This is a genomic window from Limimaricola cinnabarinus LL-001 (genome assembly GCF_000466965.1).
In the GTDB taxonomy this organism is placed as follows: domain Bacteria; phylum Pseudomonadota; class Alphaproteobacteria; order Rhodobacterales; family Rhodobacteraceae; genus Limimaricola; species Limimaricola cinnabarinus.
In genome coordinates, this window is the sequence record NZ_BATB01000023.1 from 1 (window position 1) to 20,472 (window position 20,472).

The window sequence follows — 20,472 nt, forward strand, 5'->3', positions numbered from 1 at the left end:
CTCGGCGCCGCCGTCGGCGCGAGCCGCGCGGCAGTGGATTCAGGCTATGCGCCGAACGACTGGCAGGTCGGGCAGACCGGCAAGGTCGTGGCGCCCGCGCTCTACGTCGCGGTCGGCATCTCGGGCGCGATCCAGCACCTCGCGGGCATGAAGGACAGCAAGGTCATCGTCGCCATCAACAAGGACGAGGAGGCGCCGATCTTCCAGGTCGCCGATTACGGCCTCGTCGGCGATCTGTTCGGGGTGCTGCCGGAGCTGACCGAGAAGCTGTGAGGCCGCAGGGGCGGCGTCGCCGATGCCGCCCCTTTCAGACTGTTTGCCTGGCAAAGGAAACTTCAAGCGCCTCCGCAATGGCGCGATGCCGCATGGCCTCGGAGAGGTCGGGCGTCGTCATTGCGACGATCCCGCTCACGATCGGGCGGAGATCATTGACCATTTCGCCGGTCACGAACAGAGGATCATCCCCGAGCCGACCGTCACCCCGCCGTTCGGGCAGAAGCACCAGTGTCACGGGCGAGGCGAGGCAGCTGATCAGTTTGCGCATCCGCATGGTCCAGGCGATGTGCAACTCCGCGCGCAAGGTCGCGAAACGCACGGGGTCGAGGTCCTGCAACGACGACAGCATGTGGCGCACGAAGCAGAATTCCGTGAAATCGACCTCCGGATAGAGCGCCCTTAGGGTCGCCGATGCTCGCAGGAAGCGGTCGTTGCGCCGCGGGTGTACCGTGTAGAGCCGGTTCGACAGCCCCTGCGCGCCCGTGATTTGCAGCACGACCCGTTCCGCGCGATTGCAGATGTCGAGCAAGGCCCGATCCCCCAGAAACGCCCCCGCGCCGGCATTGAGCGCGCCCAGATTGACGCATTCCAGACCGGTCCGCTCTTCGAGCAGCGCCACATAAGAGGCGGACATTCCCGGCCCGAAGGTTTCGGTGCCACCGGGGCAGGCGATGTAACGCCCCGCGCGTAGCCGTTCCGGTCCCCGCACCTCGAGCCGCGAACCTTTGTAGCATACGCGTGCGATATCGCCGGTTTTCAGACCGGTCCTGTCATGCTTCATGGCACAATCTCACCCATTTTTCCCGCCGGTGATTAGGCCATCGAAGGCTTGAGATACCGCTAAGGACCTCGCCGCCCTTGTGACCGGGGCGGGGGCAGACCTATGCTGCGCCGAACTGGACAGGGATGGTGTACAATGACAATCGAACGCGTGGGTGTCGTAGGTGCGGGTCAGATGGGCAACGGCATCGCTCATGTGTTTTCGCTGGCCGGCTACGAGGTGGTGATGACCGATGTGAGCGCCGAGGCGCTCGACAAGGCCGTGGCACTTATCGAGCGCAACCTCGACCGACAGGTCGCGAAAGGCGCTGCCACCGAAGACGAGAAAGCCTCCGCGATGGGCCGCATCTCAACCACGCCGACCCTCACCGATCTTGGCTCTTGCGACCTCATCATCGAGGCCGCCACCGAGCGCGAGGCCGTCAAGACCGCGATCTTCGAGGAGCTGGTGCCACATCTCGCGCCGCACACGATCCTGACCTCGAACACCTCTTCGATTTCGATCACCCGGCTGGCCTCGCGCACCGACCGTCCCGAGAAGTTCATGGGTTTCCACTTCATGAACCCGGTCCCGGTCATGCAGCTCGTCGAGCTGATCCGCGGCATCGCCACGGATGAAGAGACGTTCCGCGCCTGTTTCGAGGTGGTCGAGCGGCTTGGCAAAACGGCGGCGACCTCAGAGGATTTTCCGGCATTCATCGTCAACCGGATCCTGATGCCGATGATCAACGAGGCGGTCTATACGCTCTACGAGGGGGTGGGGTCGGTCTCCTCCATCGACACCTCGCTCAAGCTCGGCGCGAATCATCCGATGGGGCCGCTGGAGCTGGCCGACTTCATCGGCCTCGATACCTGCCTCGCGATCATGAACGTGTTGCATGACGGGCTGGCCGATACCAAGTACCGACCCTGCCCATTGCTGACGAAATACGTCGAGGCGGGCTGGCTCGGCCGTAAGACCAAGCGCGGCTTCTACGACTACCGGGGCGAGACGCCGGTGCCGACACGCTGAGGGGGGCCCTCAGCCCCCTTCGCCAAAGTAGTCCGCGACCAGCGTCTCGATCGCGTCGGCGAGCCGCTCGGCCTCGGCTCCGGAGGTCTCGACCTCGATCCAGGTACCGCGCGAGGCGGCGAGCATCAGGAGCCCCATGATGCTGTCGCCAGTGGTCGAAAGACCGTCCCGGCTCACGGTCGCGTCGGCGTCGAAGGATTCGACGCATTCGGCGAGCTTGGCTGAGGCGCGGGCGTGAAGCCCCTTCACGTTGATGATTTGCAGGCGTCTCGAAGTCGTCATGTTCCGGTGCGTGTCTCCGTCTGCAGCCCCGCATCGACGATGAGGCTATCAATATATTTTCGGCCCGCCATGAGCGCCGCGCGCACCGCCTCCGGGACGGTCTTGCCGCGGGATTTGGCGAGCTTGATGAGCATGGGGAGGTTGGCGCCATATAGAATGCGCCGATCCGAGACCGAGCAGGCCCTGAGCGACAGATTCGAAGGCGAGCCGCCAAACATGTCGGTCACGATGACGACGCCGTGGCCGGTATCGACGCTGTCGGCGGCGACGCAGATCTCGTCCTGCTTGGCGGCGCGATCATCATCGGGCAGGATGGTGATGGCCATGACGCCGGTCTGGCGTCCGACGACGTGTTCCACAGCAGCGAGGTATTCGCGTGCGAGGCCTCCATGGGCCACGATGACGATTCCGATCACGCGACTTGTCCCCGTGCGGCCGACGAGACACCCGTCCCGGCGCGGCGTTCCAGCTCCCTGTGACGTTTAGACACCTGCCATCCCTCCTTCGCAAGGGCCTTGGCCAAACGCTCGGTCACGGCGACCGAGCGGTGTTGCCCGCCGGTACAGCCGAAGCCGATCGACAGATGGGTTTTGCCCTCGGCGTGATAGGCCGGAAGCAGCGGTACCACAAAATCGCACATCGACGTGAAGAAGCCGTCAAAGCGGGGATCGCCCGCGACATGCGCATCCACCCGTGCGTCGCGCCCGTCGAGTGGGCGCAGAGCCGCGTCCCAATGCGGGTTGCGCAGGAAGCGGCAATCGATGACCAGATCGAGCCCGCGCGGCAGCCCCCTCTTGTAGGAGAAGCTGTGGATCGTCACCGCGAGAGTGCGCCCCTCGGGCGGCGCAAACCAGTGTTCGATCTCGGCCCGCAGATCATGCGGCGACAGCCCCGAGCTGTCGAGCAGCACGTCGGCGCGGGCGCGCACCGGCACCAGCAGTTCGCGTTCGCGGGCGATGCCGGCAAGAGGCTGTCGGCCGGGGCGAGAGGATGGCGGCGGCGCGTTTCGGAATAGCGGCGCACTAATTCATCCTCGTCGCAATCGAGATAGAGCACCTGCAACCGCAGCTCCGACCGCTGCGCCAGCCGGTCGATCGCGTCGATCAGCGCGTCGGTCGAAAAATCACGGTTGCGCACGTCGAGCCCGAGTGCCAGCGGGTGCGACAGAGGTGGTCCGTCGAGCAAGCGCCCCAGAAGGGAAAGTGGCAGATTGTCGATCACCTCGAAACCGAGATCCTCCAGCACGTTTATTGCGGTCGTGCGCCCGGCGCCCGAAGGCCGGTGACGAGCACGAGAGTATGGCGCCCGTCGGGATCGGCGGCGCGAGGAGTAATGTCGGCAAGCGCGGGGTCGGGTATCATGGCTCTCTCCGTCCTGCTTTCAGATACTGCAGGATCGCGGGCGCGAAATGCCCCGTATCGATATCGTGAAGCAAGGGGAGCGAACTTCCCAGATGCATGACGCGACGTTCCGGTGGAAGACGGAGCGTCTCCGGCGTGCCGCGCTCCACGGCCAGATACAGCCGCGCCGGCCCATGGGGAACGGCGTGGAGCAGCCCCACGCCCCGCGCCTCGACCAACCCGGCGATGGTGGCCGGGCAACTTGCCCAAAGGCCGCCATCGGGAGCGGGGGTTATGTGGGTGCGGTCGTCGGCCACCAGCTCGCAGCCCAGCGCCATCAGCGCCAACGCCAGCGTCGACTTGCCGCTGCCCGAGGGGCCGGTGATCAGCACGCCGCGTCCGCGCCAGGCCACGCAGCTTGCATGCAGGGTGAGCGGCGAAGGTGTCAGACCGGCAGGCCCACCACAAAGCGCGCGCCCAGCGGCTCGGAGGTGGGATCAGCCTCGGTTGGGCGGATGTTCTCGGCCCAGATCACGCCGCCATGCGCCTCGACGATCTGCTTGGAGATGGCGAGGCCGAGGCCCGAATTGTTACCGAACTGGCCCTCGGGCCGCTCGGAGTAAAAGCGCTGGAAGATCTTGGTCAGCGCCTCTTCGGGGATGCCGGGCCCGGTGTCCTCGATCACGATGAGCACCCGGTTTTCGCGCTGACGCGCCCAGATGCGAATTGCGTCGCCATCCTCGCAAAACGAGATCGCGTTGGTGATCAGGTTGACGAAGACCTGCGCCAAGCGCCCCTCGAGGCCCTGAATCTCGATCGGCCGCGACGGCAGGTCGGCGATGAAGTCGATGCCCTTGAGAGTGGCCTCGCGCCCGAGGAAATCGTTGAGGTTCGACAGCATCTTCAGAAGGTCGAAGCTCTCTTCCTCCTCCTTGACCAGCTCGGCATCGAGCCGCGAGGCGTTGGAGATGTCCGAGACGAGCCGGTCGAGGCGGCGCACGTCATGCTCGATCACGTCGAGCAGCTTCTCGCGGTGGTCCTCGCGCTTGACGATGCGCAGGCTGCCGACGGCCGAACGCAGCGACGCGAGCGGGTTCTTGATCTCGTGCGCCACGTCGGCGGCAAACTGCTCGTTGCCTTCGATCCGGTCATAGAGCGCCGCGACCATGCCACGCAGCGCCGCCGAGAGGCGTCCGATCTCGTCGGGGCGCGCGGTCAGGTCGGGGATGCGCACCTTGGTCGGCGCGAACTTGCGGGCGTTGCGGTCGCGTCCGGTCTCGGCGGCGGCGGCAAGCTCGGAGAGCGGGTTGGCGATGGTCGAGGCGAGCACGAGGCTCAGGCCGATCGACACCAGCATGCCGACCACGAACATCTGCAACACCTGCTCGCGCTCGCGGCGCACCAGCGAATCGATCTCGCCCGCCGCCGAGGTCACCGCCACCACACCCACGGCGCGGCGGCCCTGCTGGATCGGGGTGGCGACGGCAAAGATCGTGCGACCCTGCGCGTCGGTGCGGGTCTGGACCGCGGTGCCGCCGTTGAGGGCGGGCGACACCAGCGCACGCGCCGCATCGGCGGTGCCGAAGGCGGGCGGCTCGGCGCTTCTGGGCGACAGGAGGCCGGCCAGAGCCTCCCATCCGGAGTTGAGAAGATCCGTCAGCAGGGTGCCGCCATGGCCGAGATCGAGGCCGCTCACCGCCTCGCCCCCCATGGCGGCGGTTTCGCCCACCAGTTTGCCGGACGGGTCGTAGACCCGAAGCTCGATACCATCGCGCAGGTCGAGCGCGTCGAGGCTTGCCTTCACGTCGATGCCGTCGCCGGTGATCATGTTCACGGGTCCGCCCACGGGCAGCTGCACTTCGAACAGGTCGGCCACCAGCTCGGCCTGACTGACCAGAGACGAGGCTCTCTGAAAGGCGAGGTTGTCGCGCGAAGGGGTGAAATAGAGCATCCCCGCCACCAGAAGCAGCAGCGCCACGAGGTTGAAAGTGATGATCTTGCGCGCCAACGGCGAGCGGTTGAGCTGAACCAGCCTGCGGCGGCGGCGCGGCTGGTCGGCGGTCTGGGGCGTGACCCAGTCGTCGCCCAGAACCACCCGCTCGCGCGCTTCGCCCTCCCCGCCGCGGGCGGCGCGGCGGACCGAGTTGAGATCCCTCACATCGATCTTGGGAGCGGCAGTCATGCGGGGTTCATCCTTTGGCGGCGCGGAACCTATTCCTCGTTGTAACGATAGCCGATCCCGTAAAGGGTCTCGATCGCCGAGAAATCCGGATCGGCGTTGCGCATCTTCTTGCGCAGCCGCTTGATGTGGCTGTCGATGGTGCGGTCGTCGACATAGACCTGATCGTCATAGGCCACGTCCATCAGCTGGTCGCGGCTCTTCACGAAGCCCGGACGCTGGGCAAGCGCCTGCAGCAGCAGGAATTCGGTGACGGTGAGCGAGACGTCGCGGCCCTTCCATTTCACCGCGTGACGCAGCGGGTCCATGGTGAGCTGGCCGCGCTCCATCACCTTGTTCTCTTCGGTAACCTCGACCGTGTCGCCCGAGATCGCGTCCTGGCGGCGCAGCAGCGTGCGGATCCGTTCGACCAGCAGGCGCTGGCTGAAGGGCTTCTTGACGTAGTCGTCGGCCCCCATGCGCAGGCCGAGAACCTCGTCGATCTCGTCATCCTTGGAGGTGAGGAAGATCACCGGCATCTGGGTCTTCTGGCGCAGCCGCTGCAGCAGGTCCATGCCGTCCATGCGTGGCATCTTGATGTCGAGCACGGCCATGTCGGGGAGCTTCTTGTTGAAGGCGTCAAGCGCCTGCTGCCCGTCATTGTAGGTCTCGACCTCGAAGCCTTCGGCTTCGAGCGTCATCGATACGGAGGTCAGGATGTTCCTGTCGTCATCTACCAGTGCGATTCTCGACATTCGTGATCCCTCTTCAGCATGGATTCTTGTTAACGGGTTATTCACGTTGTTCCGGTTTGCCACCCGCAGATCAAGCCTGCAGGGCGAATCGGGGCCCCAAAGACGCCCCATTTGCGCCGAAATACGATAACCAATGGCTAAAATGCCTCACCTTCTCGTTGCACTCCATGCGTGTTTCGCGGCTCTATGCCGCTGCGAAAGGGGGTCGCGCGGGGCGGTTGCGCTAACAGTCAGCATGGTTGCGCTAACTGCATGGTCGCCTTGGAAATCATCGTGTTAAGCCATTCATGGCGGGCCGGGGAATGGCCCCGATGAGAGGAGCCGGACAGATGCAGCATGGACGCGTGAACCCCGAGATGACCCTCGAGGCGCAGGGGGTCTCCGGACTGGGCGAGGTCTATTACAACCTCACCGAGCCGCAGCTGATGCAGGCGGCGATCCGCGCCGGCGAGGGCGAGCTGGGGCAGGGAGGCACCCTGCTCGTGACCACCGGGCAGCACACCGGTCGCAGCCCCAAGGACAAGTTCGTGGTCCGCAGCGCAACCACCGAAGACACGATCTGGTGGGAGAACAACGCCGCGATGGAGCCTGCGGCCTTCGCGACGCTCAAGGCCGACATGCTGGCCCATCTCGCCGGGCGCTCGATGCATGTGCAGGATCTCTTCGCCGGGGCCGATCCCGCGCACCGCATCGACGTGCGCATGGTGACCGAGCTGGCCTGGCACGGGTTGTTCATCCGCCATCTGCTGCGTCGCCCCGAGCGCGCGGAGCTCGACGCTTCGCCCCCGAATATACCGTGATCAACGCGCCGAGCTTCCGCGCCAACCCCGAGCGTCATGGTTGCCGCTCCGGCACGGTGATCGCCCTCAATCTCGACGAGAAGCTGATCCTGATCGGCGGCACCGAATATGCGGGCGAGAACAAAAAGGCCGTGTTCACGCTGCTCAACTACCTGCTGCCCGCCAAGGGCATCATGCCGATGCACTGCTCGGCCAACCACGCGCCGGGCAACCCGGTCGACACGGCCGTCTTCTTCGGCCTGTCGGGCACCGGCAAGACCACGCTCTCGGCCGACCCCAGCCGCGTGCTGATCGGCGATGACGAGCATGGCTGGTCGGATCGCGGCACCTTCAACTTCGAGGGTGGCTGCTACGCCAAGACGATCTCGCTCTCGGCCGAGGCCGAGCCCGAGATCTATGCCACCACGCGCAAGTTCGGCACCGTGATCGAGAACATGGTGCGCGACGACGACACGTTGGAACTCGACTTCGAGGACAGCTCGCTCACCGCCAACATGCGTTGCGCCTATCCCCTGAACTACATCTCCAACGCCTCCGAAGACGCACTGGGTGGGCATCCCAAGAACATCGTGATGCTTACCTGCGACGCCTTCGGCGTGCTGCCGCCGATCGCGCGGCTGACCCCGGCGCAGGCGATGTACCACTTCCTGTCGGGCTTCACCTCCAAGGTCGCGGGCACCGAGCGCGGCGTGACCGAGCCCGAGCCGACCTTCTCGACCTGCTTCGGCGCGCCCTTCATGCCGCGCCGCCCCGAGGAATACGGCAAGCTCCTGCAGGAGAAGATCGGCAAGCACGGCGCCACCTGCTGGCTGGTCAACACCGGCTGGACGGGGGGCGCCTATGGCACCGGCCGCCGCATGCCGATCGCCGCGACCCGCGCGCTTCTGGCCGCCGCGCTCGACGGGACGCTGGCCGAGGGCAGCTTCCGCAAGGACCCCAATTTCGGCTTCGACGTGCCGGTCTCGGTCGAGGGTGTTGACGACGCGCTGCTCGATCCGCGCGGCACCTGGGCCGATGGGCAGGCCTATGACACGCAGGCCGCGAAGCTGGCGCAGATGTTCGCCGACAACTTCGCGCAATACGTGCCGCATATCGACGACGACGTGCGCGCCGCCGCCATCGGCTGAGACCCGCGACAGGCCGGGCTTGACAGGGAGGGGCATGGCCCCTCCCAATTCGTTTGCCCTATCGGAGACAGCCCCATGCAGACGCCGTTTCACGCCCTGTTCCTTGTCGGCCTTCTGGCCGCCGCGCCGGGGCTCGCTCAGGAGACGGCGGTGCCCGAGGTCGCCGCATCCGAGGCCGACCCTCAGGCGAGCGACGCAGGCCCCGGGATCGACCTCTCCACCTTGATGATCACCGCGCCGTGGCCGCGTCCTCTGCCGCTCTCGGACGGGCGCGCGGGGCTGTCGGACCGCGTCTCCTTTGAGGTCGAGGGCACGCCGGTCTATGGCACGCTGGCGCTACCGCCCGATGGGCCCGCCCCGACGGTGCTGCTGCTGCACGGCTTCACCGGCGACCGCGACGAGCTTGGCATCGCTGGAACGAGTGAAGGCGTGTTCCGGCGCAGCGCGCGGCTTCTGGCCGAGGCGGGCTATGCGAGCCTGCGCGTCGATTTTCGCGGCTCGGGCGAAAGTGTCGAGGGCTTCGATTTCGCCGACACCACCTTCGAAAGCCAGATCGCCGATGCGGGTGTGGCGCTCGACTGGCTGGCGGGCGACGAGCGTACGGCCGGGCCGCTCTATCTCATCGGCTGGAGCCAGGGCGGTCTCGTCGCCGCCACCCTCGCCGGGCGCGGCGCGCCGGTCGAGGCAATGGCGCTCTGGGCCGCCGTGGCCGACCCGCAGATCACCTTCGCCACGCTGTTCGGCCCCGAGACGCTGGCGGCGGGGGTGATGTCCGAGACGCCGACCCGTGTCGCCCTGCCTTGGGGCGCGGAGGTGACACTCGGGCAGCCCTTCTTCGAAGGCGTCATCGAGGCCGATCCCGTCGCCGAACTGTCGCGCTACGACGGCCCGCTCTTTGTGGCGCAGGGCACTGCCGACGCCACCGTCGATCCCGCACAGGCCGAGATGCTGCTCGGTGCCCATGAGGGGCGCGAGGAGCTGTGGCTGCGCGACATGGACCACAGCTTCGACGCCTATGAGGGGCCCGAGCGGCTCGACGAGATGGTCGGGGCCACCGTCGCCTTCTTCGACATGCTGGGCGCGCCCTGAGCGCGTGCGCTAGCGGATCGGGGGCATCCGAGCGTCGTTCAGGCGGCAATCGCGGATCACGTCGCGCCCGCAGTCGCGCGGCTCGAGATCGCGGGTCAGGCAGATCCGCACCTCCTGCACCATGCCGTCCCGGCAGGTGACGGTGAGACCGTCCGCCGCGAGGTCCGGGTTGTCGCGCAGGAATGCCTCTTCGACCAGCGAGGCGGGCAGGGTGATCTCCCGGTCGAGCCTGCGAAACTCCTCGGGGCGGGTGATGCGCGCATAGGCGTCGCGCGCGGTTTCGTAATAGGCGTCCGCCGACAGGCCCGAGCAGGTGCCGTGCTTCTTCCACTGATGCCAGGCGGAGCCGGAGGTGCCCATGATGTCGGCCATCGCGCCGGTGCGCGCGCGCGACGGCGGGGCCTCGGGCGTGGCGCAGTAATCGGGCCAGCCATCCTCGTATTGCGGCCAGAGCCCGTGCAGCACCCAGCCGAGGTCGCGATCCGAATCGCATTGTTCCGAATCGCGCGCCGCGCCCTCGCGGGCGCACCAGCCGGGCGACCAGCTCAAGGCCAGCACGTAGTAGTCGAATTCACCGGTCGTCTCGGCCCGCAAGGGCGAGGCGAACAGCGCCAGCACCGCGAAGGCTCTTGCCGCAAGGGTCATTTATGTCTTTCCTCCTGCCAGTCCGACCCCTATATAGCCCGGTGAGTTCCCCGAAAATGGAGACATGGATCGCAAGCGCGGTCCGCCCCGCGCCGGGGCAGGGGGAAGACGTGTTTTCGAAAGGGTGTTCACATGGCTGACAAACCGCTCATGGCCAAGGCCACCGCCGTCTGGCTGGTGGACAACACGACGATCAGCTTCAAGCAGATCGGCGATTTCTGCGGGCTGCACGAGCTCGAGGTGCAGGGCATCGCCGATGGCGACGTGGCCGCTGGCGTCAAGGGGTTCGACCCCGTTGCCAACAACCAGCTGACGCAGGACGAGATCGACAAGGCCGAGAAGAGCCCGCTGCACAAGCTCAAGCTCAAGTTCAACGCATCGGCCGTCGGCGAGGAAAAGCGCCGGGGTCCGCGCTACACGCCGCTGTCCAAGCGTCAGGACCGACCCGCCTCGATCCTGTGGCTGGTGAAGTTCCACCCCGAGCTCAGCGACGGTCAGGTCTCCAAGCTCGTCGGCACCACCAAGCCGACGATTCAGGCGATCCGCGAACGCACCCATTGGAACATCGGCAACATCGACCCGATCGATCCCGTGGCGCTGGGCCTGTGCCGCCAGTCCGAGCTGGATGCGGCGGTGCAGCAGGCCAACGCCAAGCGTCTGCGCGACGGCTCGGCGATGAGCGACGACGAGCGCCGCAAGCTGGTCTCGACCGAGCAGAGCCTCGGCATGTCGCCTGAGCCCAAGATGCCCTCCTCGATGTCGGGCCTCGAGAGCTTCTCGCTCTCCGAGAGCAACGCCGCCGAGGAAGAGGAGGAAAAAGAGGACAAGCGCGACGTCAAGGACGCCGACAGCTTCTTCAACCTGCCGGGCAAGGGCGACGACGAGGACGAAGAAGACAACTGATCCGCGCCGCGCCGGGGGTCGTGCGCCCCCGGCGCCGCATGGGGCGCCCCGCGCCCCGACGCCACATCGGGCGTCCCGCTCAGGCGGCGGCCCGGGCGCTCGGATCGGGGAACACCCGGTCATAGACCCAGGTGAAGACGATCGTGTAGACGAGGTAGAACAGCGCGAAGCTCAGCTGGATCAGGAAGGCCTCCACGTAGCCCAGATCGAGCCACCACGAGAAGATGGGCAGCAGGATCAGCAGCAGTCCCAGTTCGAAGGCCGTGGCATGCAGCGCACGCAGCGGCAGCGTCTTGGCGGTGGTGCCGCGCCAGTACCGCAGCGCATGGTCGAAGATGAAATTGAACACGTAGTTCCAGCAGGTCGCCACCAGCGACGAGATCACGCTGATCGCGCCTATGTCGAGCAGCGGGAACCCGTAGATCCACGATCCCAGAGGTGTGACCGTGGCCAGCCCGATCAATTCGAAGCTGACAGCCTGCCGGATACGATCGGATTTCGTGCGCATGGAGCCTCCGCCGTGCCATGTTCACCGGGTCGTCCCGGCCTGTCAGGCCCGCGATGGGGCGGAGGTGGTCCTCGCTTGGTGAGGGGAATAGAATGTCTTTCGATTGCGCCGCAAGGGGTCAGAGGCTGCGCCGGGCCCTGAGCGCCGCGCTGATCGTGCCGTCATCGAGATAGTCGAGCTCACCGCCCACCGGGACGCCTTGGGCCAGCGAGGTTACCGAGACGTCCGGCAACTGGTCCGAGATGTAATGCGCCGTGGTCTGGCCGTCGATCGTGGCCCCGAGCGCCAGGATCACCTCCGATACGGCTTCGGATTTCACCCGGTCCATCAGCCGCGGGATGCGCAACTCCGCCGGCCCCACGGCGTCGAGCGCCGAGAGCGTGCCGCCGAGCACGTGGTAGCGGCCCTTGAACACGCCCGAACGCTCCATCGCCCAGAGATCGGCCACGTCCTCGACCACGCAGATCTGCCCCGTCGCGCGGCGCTCATCCGCACAGATGCCGCAGACGTCGCCGGTGCCGACATTGCCGCAGTTGAGGCATTCGCGCGCGGTCGCGCCCACCTCGGTCATCGTCTCGGCCAGCGGCACGAGAAGTGTGCCGCGCTTCTTCACGAGATGCAGCACGGCACGCCGGGCCGAGCGCGGCCCGAGCCCCGGCAGCCGCGACATCAACTCGATCAGCCGGTCGATGGCCTCGCGGTCCTCGCTCATATTCGGGCCTTTCGCGGGCCACCGGAGCAGGGCCCGGTATCTGAAGTGCGACGGAGCAGGGCGGACCTCAGAACGGCAGGTTCATGCCGGCGGGCAGGCCGAGCTCTTCGGTGATCTTCTTCATTTCCGCCTGCGCGCGCTCGGTCGCGCGCGACTGCGCGTCCTTGATCGCGGCGAGGATCAGGTCCTCGACCACCTCCTTTTCGGAGGCCACGAAGATCGACGGGTCGATGTCGAGGCCCGTGAGTTCGCCCTTGGCCGTCGCCGTGGCCTTGACCAGCCCCGCGCCGCTCTCGCCGGTCACGGTGATGGTTTCGAGATCCTCCTGGATCTGCGCCATCTTGCCTTGCATCTCCTGCGCGGCCTTCATCATCTTGGACATGTCGCCCAGGCCACCAAGCCCCTTGAACATCGCTGATCTCCTCGAATGCATTGGCCCAGAGATACGGTCGCGGGGGCCGCGTCACAAGGGCGGCGCGGCGATTGGGCTCACTCCTCCTCGAAGGGGTCCCATTCGTCCTCGACCTCCTGCAGCGCCTCTTGGGCCGCATGCTGCGCGCGCTCGGCCTCGGTGCGGATCTCGGTGATCTTGGCCTTCGGAAAGGCCGCGAAGACCGCGCGCACTAGCGGATGCGCCTCGGCCTCCTGCCTGAGCGCCAGCGTCGCCGCGTCGCGCGTCTCGGCCACGGTCGGCGCGCCGCCCTCGCTGACCACGCTCATCGCCCAGCGCGCCCCGGTCCAGGCCTGAAGCTTCTGACCCAGCCGCTGCGCCATGTCCGGACGCGCATCCCCGGTCGGTTCGAACTCGATCCGGCCGGGGCTGTAGCGCACGAGCCTGAGCGTGGTCTCGACCTCGATCAGCATCTGCACGTCGCGGTGATGCCGGATCAGCTCCACCACGTCCTCGAAGCGGGCATAGCGCGCCAAGGCGCTCTCGGTGGCGACGGCCATGGCGGGCTGGGCCGAGCCGCGCGCCGAAGGACCCAAGGGGCCGGCATGGGTCGGGGCGGGGGCGCCGCGCGCCTGCATCTCGCCGCCCTGCGGGGGCCGCGCGCCGCCGCCGCCGCCGCCCGAGGGGGGCGGGGGAGGCGGTGCGTCCTGCAGCTTGCGCACCAGTTCCTCGGGCGAAGGCAGGTCCGCCACATGGGTGAGTCGGATCACCGCCATCTCGGCGGCCATCATCGCGTTGGGGGCGTGCGCCACCTCTTCGAGCGCCTTCAGGAGCATCTGCCACAGCCTTGTCAGCACCCGCATCGGCAGCGCCTCGGCCATCTGCGCCCCGCGCGCCCTTTCGTCGGGGCCGACGGTGGGATCGTCGGCGGCCTCGGGCGTGATCTTGATGACCGAGACCCAATGTGCGATCTCCGCGAGATCACGCAGCACCGCCATCGGGTCGGCTCCTTCGGCGTATTGCGCGGACAATTCAGTCAGCGCGCCCGCCGCGTCGCCCCTCAATACCATGTCGAACAGATCGAGCACCCGGCCCCGGTCGGCCAGCCCCAGCATCGCACGGATCTGCTCGGCCGTGGTCTCGCCCGCGCCATGGCTGATCGCCTGATCCAGAAGCGAGGTCGCGTCGCGGGCCGACCCTTCGGCAGCGCGGGTGATCAGCGCCAGAGCGTCGTCGGCGATTTCGGCGTCCTCGGCGGTGGCGATGCGGCGCAGCAGGCCGATCATCACCTCGGGCTCGATCCGGCGCAGATCGAAACGCTGGCAGCGCGACAGCACCGTCACCGGCACCTTGCGGATCTCGGTGGTGGCGAAGATGAACTTCACATGCTCGGGCGGCTCTTCCAGTGTCTTGAGGAGCGCGTTGAACGCCCCCGTCGACAGCATGTGCACCTCGTCGATGATATAGACCTTGTAGCGCGCCGAGGCCGCCCGGTAATGCACGCTATCGATGATCTCGCGGATGTTGGCGACGCCGGTGTTCGAGGCCGCGTCCATCTCCATCACGTCGACATGACGGCCTTCCATGATCGCCACGCAATGCTCGCATTGGCCGCAGGGTTCGGTCGTGGGGCCGCCATTGCCGTCGGGACCGATGCAATTCATGCCCTTGGCGATGATACGCGCCGTCGTCGTCTTACCGGTGCCGCGGATGCCGGTCATGATGAAGGCCTGCGCGATGCGGTTTGTGGCAAAGGCGTTCTTGAGCGTGCGCACCATCGCGTCCTGCCCGACGAGATCGGCGAAGGTTTCGGGCCGGTATTTCCGGGCGAGAACCTGATAGGCGGGGGCGTCTGACATGCGTTTGGCTCCGGAGATCGGGACCGGACCAAACTAGGCGCTGAGGGCGCGGAGGTCCACCTCGGGGCGGCTCAGAGCAGCCACAGGATCGCGCCCGTGGCAATCGCGCCGAGCGAAAGCAGCACCGCGAGGATCAGCATTCGCCGCGCCCCCTGCGCCTCGGCCACATGGCTGGAGATCCGCCGCTGCGCGCGGCGTGTCTCGCACGCGGCGGCGGCAAAGATCAGCACCGCGATGACGATGAAGATCGTGGCGACGGCCTTGGCCATCCAGGTTGGAGAGAAATCGCCGAACACCGCCTTGAGACCGATCGCCACCGCGAGCGCGGCCATGCCGGTGCGCATCCAGCCCGCGAAGGTCCGCTCGTTGGCCAGAAGCGTCCGATCCTCGGCCCAGTCGGTGCGGTCCTCGGCCCATCGCGTCTTGCGGTCGATCTCGCGGTCGCCTTCGGTCTCGTCCATGCACCCTCCTGCGAAGGCCATCAGGCCCGGCAGGAGGCGGGGCGTCAACCGCCCTTGCGGCGGCGCGCGCCTCGCTGGGTCGATTTGACGTGCTTGGTGAAGGATTTGCCGCGCGCCCGCCTTCGGCGAGGCTTTCGCTGTTGTGGCGGTCCTCGGCCTCCAACTTGCGCCAGCGCGCGAGGCGCTCGGGGTCGAGATCACCCGCATCGACGGCGGCGCGCACCGCGCAGCCGGGCTCGGTCTCATGGGCGCAATCGGTGAAGCGGCATTCGCTCACCAGCGCCGTCACGTCGTCGAACAGCTCCTCGATGCCCTCGGCCGTGTCGGTGAGTTGCAACTCGCGCATTCCCGGCGTGTCGATCAGCCAGCCCCCCGCGCCGCAGCGTCGCAGCGCCCGGAAGGTCGTGGTGTGCCGCCCCTTGGCGTCGTCGGCGCGCACGCCCGCCGTGGCCCCGGCCCCGCCGGTGAGCGCGTTCTGAAGCGTCGTCTTGCCGACGCCGGAGGAGCCGACCAGCGCCAGCGTCCGTCCCGGCCCGCACCATGGTTCGAGCCGCGAGGCATCGGCCAGATCGCGCGCGTTGAGCGCCATCGCCACGACCTGCGGCGAGATCGCGCGCGCCTGCACGAGATAGGGCTCCACATCGTCCACGAGGTCGGCCTTGGTCACGATCACCAGCGGCAGGCAATCCCCCGCCATGGCGAGCGCGACGTAGCGCTCGAGCCGCGCCGGGTTGAAGTCGTCGTTGCAGCTGGTGACGATGCCGAGGCTGTCGACATTGGCGGCGACAAGCTGGCGCGAGACGGTATGGCCTGCGGCCTTGCGGGCGATCTGGCTGCGCGGCGCGAGGCGCATCCGCGCCTGCCCGTCGCGCATGCCGACCCAATCGCCCACGGCAAAGGAGCCCGCGCCCGAGGGCGCGCCGATCTTGACCGGTCCGTCGGGGGTCAGCGCCACGAGGATCGTGCGATGGATTTCCGCGATGCGCGCGGGCGCGTCGCCCTGTTCGAGCTGGCGTGCGAAATGGTCCGACCAGCCGAGGTCGGAAAGCGAGAGGTCTGTCACTGGAATGGTCCCGTCACGAAAGAACACGGTCCCGCGAAGGCGGGCGGCGTCGCGTCGGGCAAGGGGCGGCTCAGGCGGCCCCGGCCCGGAGGGCGATCACAATCTGCATGATGTCCTCCGTGGTGCGGGTGGGTAGGTGAGAGGCTGGACAACGACCCAAGCGGGGCTCGTTACGGCTGCTTCCTTCCGGACCTGACCGGGTTGGCGAGGCGCTCGCCCGCGCCAACCTCTCGAAAAGCGATATAGGCAAGGCCGCGCCGGGACGCAAGCCCGACCGGTCACGCCGGCAGCGGCAGGAGACCGGCGGCGCGCGCGCCTCGATCAGCCCCTGGACGAGGTGGGTGGCGTGCAATCCCTTGGTGCCGGAGGTTTCGGGCACCTGCACAACCACCATGCCGGCGGCCTTTCCAGCCTCGGCGCCGGTGTCGCTGTCCTCGAAGACGATGCAACGGGCGGGGTCGGCGCCGAGGCGCCGGGCGGCTTCGAGATAGGCGTCGGGGGCGGGCTTGGCGTTGTCGATGTCGTCCACCGTGACGATGGTGTCGACATGCGCGTCGAGACCCGCCGCACGGATCTTGCTCAGCCCCGGTGCGCGGCGCGACGAGGTGGCGATCGCCATTGGCAGGCCCAGCCCGGCGATCTGCGCGATCAACGCCTCGGCCCCGGTCTTGAGCGACAGCCCCGGCGCGAGGCGCGCGTCGACCCGCGCGTCCCAGTCCTCGAGGAAACGTTCGGCGTCGAGCGGTTGGTCGATGTGGTCGCGGATCAGCTCGATCCGGCGCGCGTCATGCACGCCCGCGAGGCTTTCGAAAAAGCCGGGATCGATCTCGATGCCCTGCGCGCGGAGCGCCTCCAGCGCCTCGGCGTTGCACAGGGTTTCGGTGTCGACCAGCGTGCCGTCGAGGTCGAAGATCACGGCGTCATAGCGGCGGGGCATCGGGGCGTCCTTGTTCTGGCGGGACCGCCATAGCCAAGCCTCGGCCCCGAGTCGATGGGATGGGCCACGCCTCCGGGCCGAATCGCAGCTGGTACCGGTGATAGCCGTCATCGGCGGGGCCGACCGGTGTGATCTGCCGCGAGGCGACCCCTGCGGCGGCCTTGCGGGCCTCCGGCGGCGCGTCGAACCACGCGGCGGTGCCGGGCAGGGCGGCAAAGCGCCACGAGGGCCGGGGCCGGGGCGTTACCGGGCCGGTGACCAGATGCGCGCGCAGCGCCTCGCGCAGAAGCGGCCCCTCGATTGGCAGCTGGCCCGCCCGAAGCCGCCGCGGCAGCGGTCCGTCGCCCCCCAGATGATGGCTGGTCATGGCGATGACGAAGCGGTCGGCCGGCCCGACGGGACGGCCCTCGTGGCGCAGATCGCCGACCCGCCCTTGCCCGGCGGGGCGGCTGGGATCGATGCGCCAGCCGAGCCCGTCGATCACCTCGAACCCGTAGGGCGGGCGCGAAGGATCGATCAGCGGCTGATCGCGGCGACCGGGCAGCACCCGGCAGAACAGCGCCGCGCCGCGTTCAAGCCAGTCGAGCAGCGCCGCGCGGTCCACCACCGTCAGGCACAGCCGGTCGGGATGCGGATGCAGCGCCTGCAGGTGGCGCTCGGTCAGCATGCCCGCGGGAAGGGACAGGTAGTGCCCGGCGCCGCCATGGCCCCCGGTGCAAAACGGCCTGACGGCAACCAGCAGCGGCAGCGCCGCCTCCGCGCGCCCCTTGAGCATCCGCTGCGCCGCCGCCCGCAGCGCATCGGCAGCGAGCTGCAGGGAACGGTCGGGAGCCACCAGGGCGAAATGGCTGTCGATCGGCAAGGTGCTGTGGCCGACGGGCCGACTCAGCGCCGCCAGCGCCGCGCGATGCGCGCGTCGCACCGGCAGGGCCGTGGCGGCGTCGCAGCCGCGCGCGGTCGGTGTCTCGATCCGGCCCGCGCCCCGGCTGTACCACAGCGCGCCGGGCGCGGCGCGCCACAGGTCGAGGTCGATCACCCCCAGGTGACTACCGAAGCGTCCGGCCTGCGCCGTCGGACGCGCGAACGCGGACTCGCTTCCGGCGCGCTGCGGGTCGGCAGCAGGCTGTGCGTATGCCCGAGGAACAGCGCGTCGATGTCCGTTAGTGCGGCGAGCGCGCGCCCCGCGTTCTCCGCGCCCTGCTGGGGCCGGGCCACGCCGGGGCCGCTATGGGCCAGAAGCACGACGATGTCGGCCCCGCGCGTGCGCAGCTCCGCCGCTTGCCGCCGCGCCGCGAGCACCATGTCCTCGGCCAGAAGCTGACCGCCGAGCCGGAGCCTGTCCCATTCGGCGGTTTGCGGGGGGGCGACCCCGATGACGCCGATCCGCAAGAGCGCCTGCCGACCATCGCGCCGCGTCAGCCGCCTGCGCAGCAACAGGCCGGGCGGCACCAGCGGCGCACCGGACCCAGGCGCGAGCGTGAGGTTCGAGGAGGTGAGGGGGTGGCCAAAGCCGCGCAGCACCCGCCGCAGCACCGGAAGGCCCTGATTGAACTCGTGGTTGCCCAACGTGCCCGCGTCGTAATCCAGCGTGTTCATCGCCGCCACCACGGCATGCGGCCCGGGCCCTCCCTGCGCGAGCCGTTCGGTTTCGGCATCCGTCATCGGATTGCCCTGAAGAAAATCGCCATTGTCGAACAGCATGACATTGGGCTGGCGAAGCCGATGCGCCCGGATCAGCGGCACGAGGCGCGACAGGCCGATGCGCGGATCGCGGCGACCGGCTAGGTAGTCCCAAGGCAGCACATGCCCGTGCAGATCCGTGGTGCATAACAGCCTGAGCGCGATCGACTCGCTGCCATCCCTCACCGCAATACCCCCTCGGTCCGCATGCTCCATATCCTCCGAACCCCGTCCAACGGTCGGCCCGCGGAGCTTTCGGCAACCTAGGGTGGCGGCGGCGCAGCTGGACAGCTTTACAACGGCGCGACGTTGCGCACTGTGGCGAACGCCGCAGCGTCACTGCGGTCACACGCGCGAAAGGATAGGCATGGGGCCGCTGGACGACATCACCTTCGGCGGCGGCGGGCTCGATCGCGCGGCCGAGATCCGCGGTGATTCGCGCGCCGTGGCGGCGCTTGTGGCGCAGCCCGGCACAAGGGTCCTGCCCCTGTGGCGGGGGCGGGTGCTGCTGGAGGAAGGGCGGCTCACGGGCCTGCCGCCGGATCATGCGCTGTTCGACGGCGCGCCAGAGGCGGCGGTGCTGCTGGGGCGCGACTCGGCGGGGGCGGCGATCCTCGCGCGGCCGATCGCCGATTGGCCCGGCGCGCCGGAGGCGGCCGACCCGGCCGAAGCCGTGGTCCATCCCAGTCTTGGACAGGCTGGTTTCGCCGAGTTGCGCGGCACCATGGCAACGCTGGACCCGCGCGATGCGGAGCTGGCGGCGATGGCGCGTGCGGTGCTGAACTGGCACGACTCGCACCGCTTCTGCGCGCGCTGCGGCGGCCCGAGCGTCCTGGCACAGGCGGGCTGGCGGCGCGATTGCCCGGCCTGCGGCACGCCGCATTTTCCGCGCACCGACCCGGTGGTGATCATGCTGGTGACACATGGCGACGCGGTGCTTCTGGGCCGCGCCCCCGCCTGGCCCGAGGCCATGCATTCGGTGTTGGCGGGGTTCGTCGAACCGGGCGAGACGGTCGAGGCGGCGGTGCGCCGCGAGGTGCTCGAGGAAGTGGGCGTCACGGTCGGGTCGGTGCGCTACGTGGCGAGCCAGCCATGGCCCTTTCCGGCTTCGCTGATGATCGGCTGCCAAGGCGAGGTGTCGGGGTCCGAGCGCCCGGTCCTGCGGCCCGATCCCGTCGAGATCGCGGCGGCGCATTGGGTGTCGCGGCAGCGGCTGGCGCGGATCTTCGCAGGCGAGGACGCGCAGATCCGCGCGCCGCTCAAGGGCTCCATTGCCCGGCATCTGATGTGGAACTGGCTTGCGGGGCGGCTCGATTGACGCGAGAACCGGGCCGCCGGGCGAACAGGCGCCCGGCGAGGCAGATCGAGGCAGCGTCATGGAACTCACGTCGAAAAAGGCCGTCGCCGCACCGCGGGACTTCGTCTTCGAGCAGGCCAGCGATTTCACCGCCTTCGAGCGGCAGGCACTGCGGCGCGGCGTCGAGCTGCGCAAGGAGGGCGGTCCCGCGCCGCTGGGCCGCAGCTGGAACGCTTCGGTTCCGCTGATGGGCCGCGAGCGTGACATCGCCGCGCGCGTCATCTCTTTCGACGCGCCGCAGGACTACACGGTGCAGGGTGAAAGCTCGGGCGTGGGGATCATCGTGCGGGTCGAGGCCGAATCCGACGGCAATGGCGGCAGCCATCTCGGCCTGTCG

General features: G+C 68.3%; 20 protein-coding genes, 1 other RNA gene and 4 pseudogenes. 6 read left to right on the forward strand and 19 right to left on the reverse strand.

Annotation, left to right across the window (positions count from 1 at the left end; all coding sequences use genetic code 11):
- Positions 1 to 273 (forward strand): electron transfer flavoprotein subunit alpha/FixB family protein (locus MBELCI_RS09515; RefSeq protein ID WP_045319964.1); only part of this gene is annotated, 273 nt, incomplete at its 5' end.
- Between the two features lie 34 nt (positions 274 to 307).
- On the opposite strand, the gene MBELCI_RS09520 is transcribed toward MBELCI_RS09515, so the two are convergent.
- Positions 308 to 1,057 (reverse strand): DUF6473 family protein, encoded by a 750-nt coding sequence (locus tag MBELCI_RS09520; RefSeq protein ID WP_021693977.1) that lies wholly within the window; start codon positions 1,055 to 1,057, stop codon positions 308 to 310.
- A 135-nt stretch (positions 1,058 to 1,192) separates the two neighbouring features.
- Between MBELCI_RS09520 and MBELCI_RS09525 the strand changes: the two genes are divergently transcribed.
- Positions 1,193 to 2,068 carry a 3-hydroxybutyryl-CoA dehydrogenase gene (locus MBELCI_RS09525; protein ID WP_021693978.1) on the forward strand — a complete coding sequence of 292 codons (876 nt, stop codon included), beginning with the start codon at positions 1,193 to 1,195 and terminating at the stop codon, positions 2,066 to 2,068.
- Between the two features lie 9 nt (positions 2,069 to 2,077).
- Here MBELCI_RS09525 and MBELCI_RS09530 read toward each other — a convergent pair whose 3' ends face one another.
- From MBELCI_RS09530 to MBELCI_RS09555, 6 genes and pseudogenes are all read right to left on the reverse strand, one after another.
- Positions 2,078 to 2,350: an HPr family phosphocarrier protein gene (locus tag MBELCI_RS09530; protein ID WP_021693979.1), complete on the reverse strand. Its 273-nt coding sequence runs from the start codon at positions 2,348 to 2,350 to the stop codon at positions 2,078 to 2,080.
- The gene (locus MBELCI_RS09535; RefSeq protein ID WP_021693980.1) at positions 2,347 to 2,766 is read right to left on the reverse strand and encodes a PTS sugar transporter subunit IIA; all 420 of its coding nucleotides are present in this window, start codon (positions 2,764 to 2,766) and stop codon (positions 2,347 to 2,349) included. Before MBELCI_RS09535 ends, MBELCI_RS09530 begins: the two co-directional genes overlap by 4 nt.
- Positions 2,763 to 3,711: pseudogene (gene rapZ, locus MBELCI_RS09540) on the reverse strand (RNase adapter RapZ). The gene MBELCI_RS09535 and the pseudogene rapZ overlap by 4 nt, the downstream one beginning before the upstream one ends.
- Positions 3,708 to 4,139: an HPr kinase/phosphorylase gene (locus tag MBELCI_RS09545; protein WP_045319965.1), complete on the reverse strand. Its 432-nt coding sequence runs from the start codon at positions 4,137 to 4,139 to the stop codon at positions 3,708 to 3,710. Before MBELCI_RS09545 ends, rapZ begins: the two are co-directional and overlap by 4 nt.
- Positions 4,136 to 5,872 carry a sensor histidine kinase gene (locus MBELCI_RS09550; RefSeq protein WP_021693984.1) on the reverse strand — a complete coding sequence of 579 codons (1,737 nt, stop codon included), beginning with the start codon at positions 5,870 to 5,872 and terminating at the stop codon, positions 4,136 to 4,138. The genes MBELCI_RS09545 and MBELCI_RS09550 overlap by 4 nt, the downstream gene beginning before the upstream one ends.
- 29 nt (positions 5,873 to 5,901) lie before the next feature.
- On the reverse strand, positions 5,902 to 6,603 hold the full coding sequence (locus MBELCI_RS09555) for a response regulator transcription factor (protein ID WP_021693985.1): 702 nt from the start codon (positions 6,601 to 6,603) through the stop codon (positions 5,902 to 5,904).
- 425 nt (positions 6,604 to 7,028) lie between these two features.
- Here MBELCI_RS09555 and MBELCI_RS09560 point away from each other — a divergent pair.
- Together MBELCI_RS09560 and MBELCI_RS09565 are read left to right on the forward strand one after the other, a co-directional pair.
- Positions 7,029 to 8,530: pseudogene (locus MBELCI_RS09560) on the forward strand (phosphoenolpyruvate carboxykinase).
- 75 nt (positions 8,531 to 8,605) lie between these two features.
- Complete coding sequence (locus MBELCI_RS09565; protein ID WP_021693987.1) at positions 8,606 to 9,619, forward strand: alpha/beta hydrolase family protein; 1,014 nt, start codon at positions 8,606 to 8,608, stop codon at positions 9,617 to 9,619.
- Between the two features lie 9 nt (positions 9,620 to 9,628).
- Here MBELCI_RS09565 and MBELCI_RS09570 read toward each other — a convergent pair whose 3' ends face one another.
- Complete coding sequence (locus MBELCI_RS09570; RefSeq protein ID WP_021693988.1) at positions 9,629 to 10,264, reverse strand: ribonuclease T2 family protein; 636 nt, start codon at positions 10,262 to 10,264, stop codon at positions 9,629 to 9,631.
- A 132-nt stretch (positions 10,265 to 10,396) separates the two neighbouring features.
- On the opposite strand from MBELCI_RS09570, the gene MBELCI_RS09575 reads away from it, so the two are divergent.
- Positions 10,397 to 11,167 carry a DUF1013 domain-containing protein gene (locus tag MBELCI_RS09575; protein ID WP_021693989.1) on the forward strand — a complete coding sequence of 257 codons (771 nt, stop codon included), beginning with the start codon at positions 10,397 to 10,399 and terminating at the stop codon, positions 11,165 to 11,167.
- Positions 11,168 to 11,246: 79 nt separating this feature from the next.
- On the opposite strand, the gene MBELCI_RS09580 is transcribed toward MBELCI_RS09575, so the two are convergent.
- The 10 genes and pseudogenes from MBELCI_RS09580 to MBELCI_RS19310 all read right to left on the reverse strand — a co-directional run bounded on the left by MBELCI_RS09580 (position 11,247) and on the right by MBELCI_RS19310 (position 18,964).
- The gene (locus tag MBELCI_RS09580; protein WP_021693990.1) at positions 11,247 to 11,675 is read right to left on the reverse strand and encodes a PACE efflux transporter; all 429 of its coding nucleotides are present in this window, start codon (positions 11,673 to 11,675) and stop codon (positions 11,247 to 11,249) included.
- A 118-nt stretch (positions 11,676 to 11,793) separates the two neighbouring features.
- Positions 11,794 to 12,387, reverse strand: coding sequence for a recombination mediator RecR (gene recR / locus MBELCI_RS09585; protein ID WP_021693991.1), 594 nt, complete (start codon positions 12,385 to 12,387; stop codon positions 11,794 to 11,796).
- Between the two features lie 67 nt (positions 12,388 to 12,454).
- Positions 12,455 to 12,799, reverse strand: coding sequence for a YbaB/EbfC family nucleoid-associated protein (locus tag MBELCI_RS09590; RefSeq protein ID WP_021693992.1), 345 nt, complete (start codon positions 12,797 to 12,799; stop codon positions 12,455 to 12,457).
- 77 nt (positions 12,800 to 12,876) lie between these two features.
- Positions 12,877 to 14,637 (reverse strand): DNA polymerase III subunit gamma/tau, encoded by a 1,761-nt coding sequence (locus tag MBELCI_RS09595; RefSeq protein WP_021693993.1) that lies wholly within the window; start codon positions 14,635 to 14,637, stop codon positions 12,877 to 12,879.
- Positions 14,638 to 14,708: 71 nt separating this feature from the next.
- Positions 14,709 to 15,098, reverse strand: a complete 390-nt coding sequence (locus tag MBELCI_RS22940) for a YidH family protein (RefSeq protein ID WP_045319966.1) — start codon at positions 15,096 to 15,098, stop codon at positions 14,709 to 14,711.
- A gap of 220 nt (positions 15,099 to 15,318) precedes the next feature.
- Positions 15,319 to 15,972 (reverse strand): annotated as a pseudogene (rsgA, locus tag MBELCI_RS21595) (ribosome small subunit-dependent GTPase A); the annotation flags it as partial.
- Between the two features lie 324 nt (positions 15,973 to 16,296).
- Positions 16,297 to 16,393: signal recognition particle sRNA small type (ffs, locus tag MBELCI_RS19890), an RNA gene on the reverse strand.
- 201 nt (positions 16,394 to 16,594) lie between these two features.
- A pseudogene (locus MBELCI_RS22560) lies at positions 16,595 to 17,098 on the reverse strand (HAD family hydrolase); the annotation flags it as partial.
- Entirely contained in the window at positions 17,082 to 18,134 is a 1,053-nt protein-coding gene (locus MBELCI_RS19305; RefSeq protein WP_052512713.1) for a 5'-nucleotidase C-terminal domain-containing protein, read from the reverse strand. The gene MBELCI_RS19305 and the pseudogene MBELCI_RS22560, both read right to left, overlap by 17 nt.
- Positions 18,131 to 18,964, reverse strand: a complete 834-nt coding sequence (locus MBELCI_RS19310) for a metallophosphoesterase (protein ID WP_052512714.1) — start codon at positions 18,962 to 18,964, stop codon at positions 18,131 to 18,133. The genes MBELCI_RS19305 and MBELCI_RS19310 overlap by 4 nt, the downstream gene beginning before the upstream one ends.
- Positions 18,965 to 19,145: 181 nt before the next feature.
- Here MBELCI_RS19310 and nudC point away from each other — a divergent pair, with 181 nt between their 5' ends.
- Positions 19,146 to 20,096, forward strand: a complete 951-nt coding sequence (gene nudC / locus MBELCI_RS09620; protein ID WP_021693997.1) for an NAD(+) diphosphatase — start codon at positions 19,146 to 19,148, stop codon at positions 20,094 to 20,096.
- Here nudC and MBELCI_RS20735 read toward each other — a convergent pair.
- Positions 20,038 to 20,460: a hypothetical protein gene (locus MBELCI_RS20735; protein WP_131505530.1), complete on the reverse strand. Its 423-nt coding sequence runs from the start codon at positions 20,458 to 20,460 to the stop codon at positions 20,038 to 20,040. The genes nudC and MBELCI_RS20735 overlap by 59 nt on opposite strands.
- Positions 20,461 to 20,472: the final 12 nt, after the last annotated feature.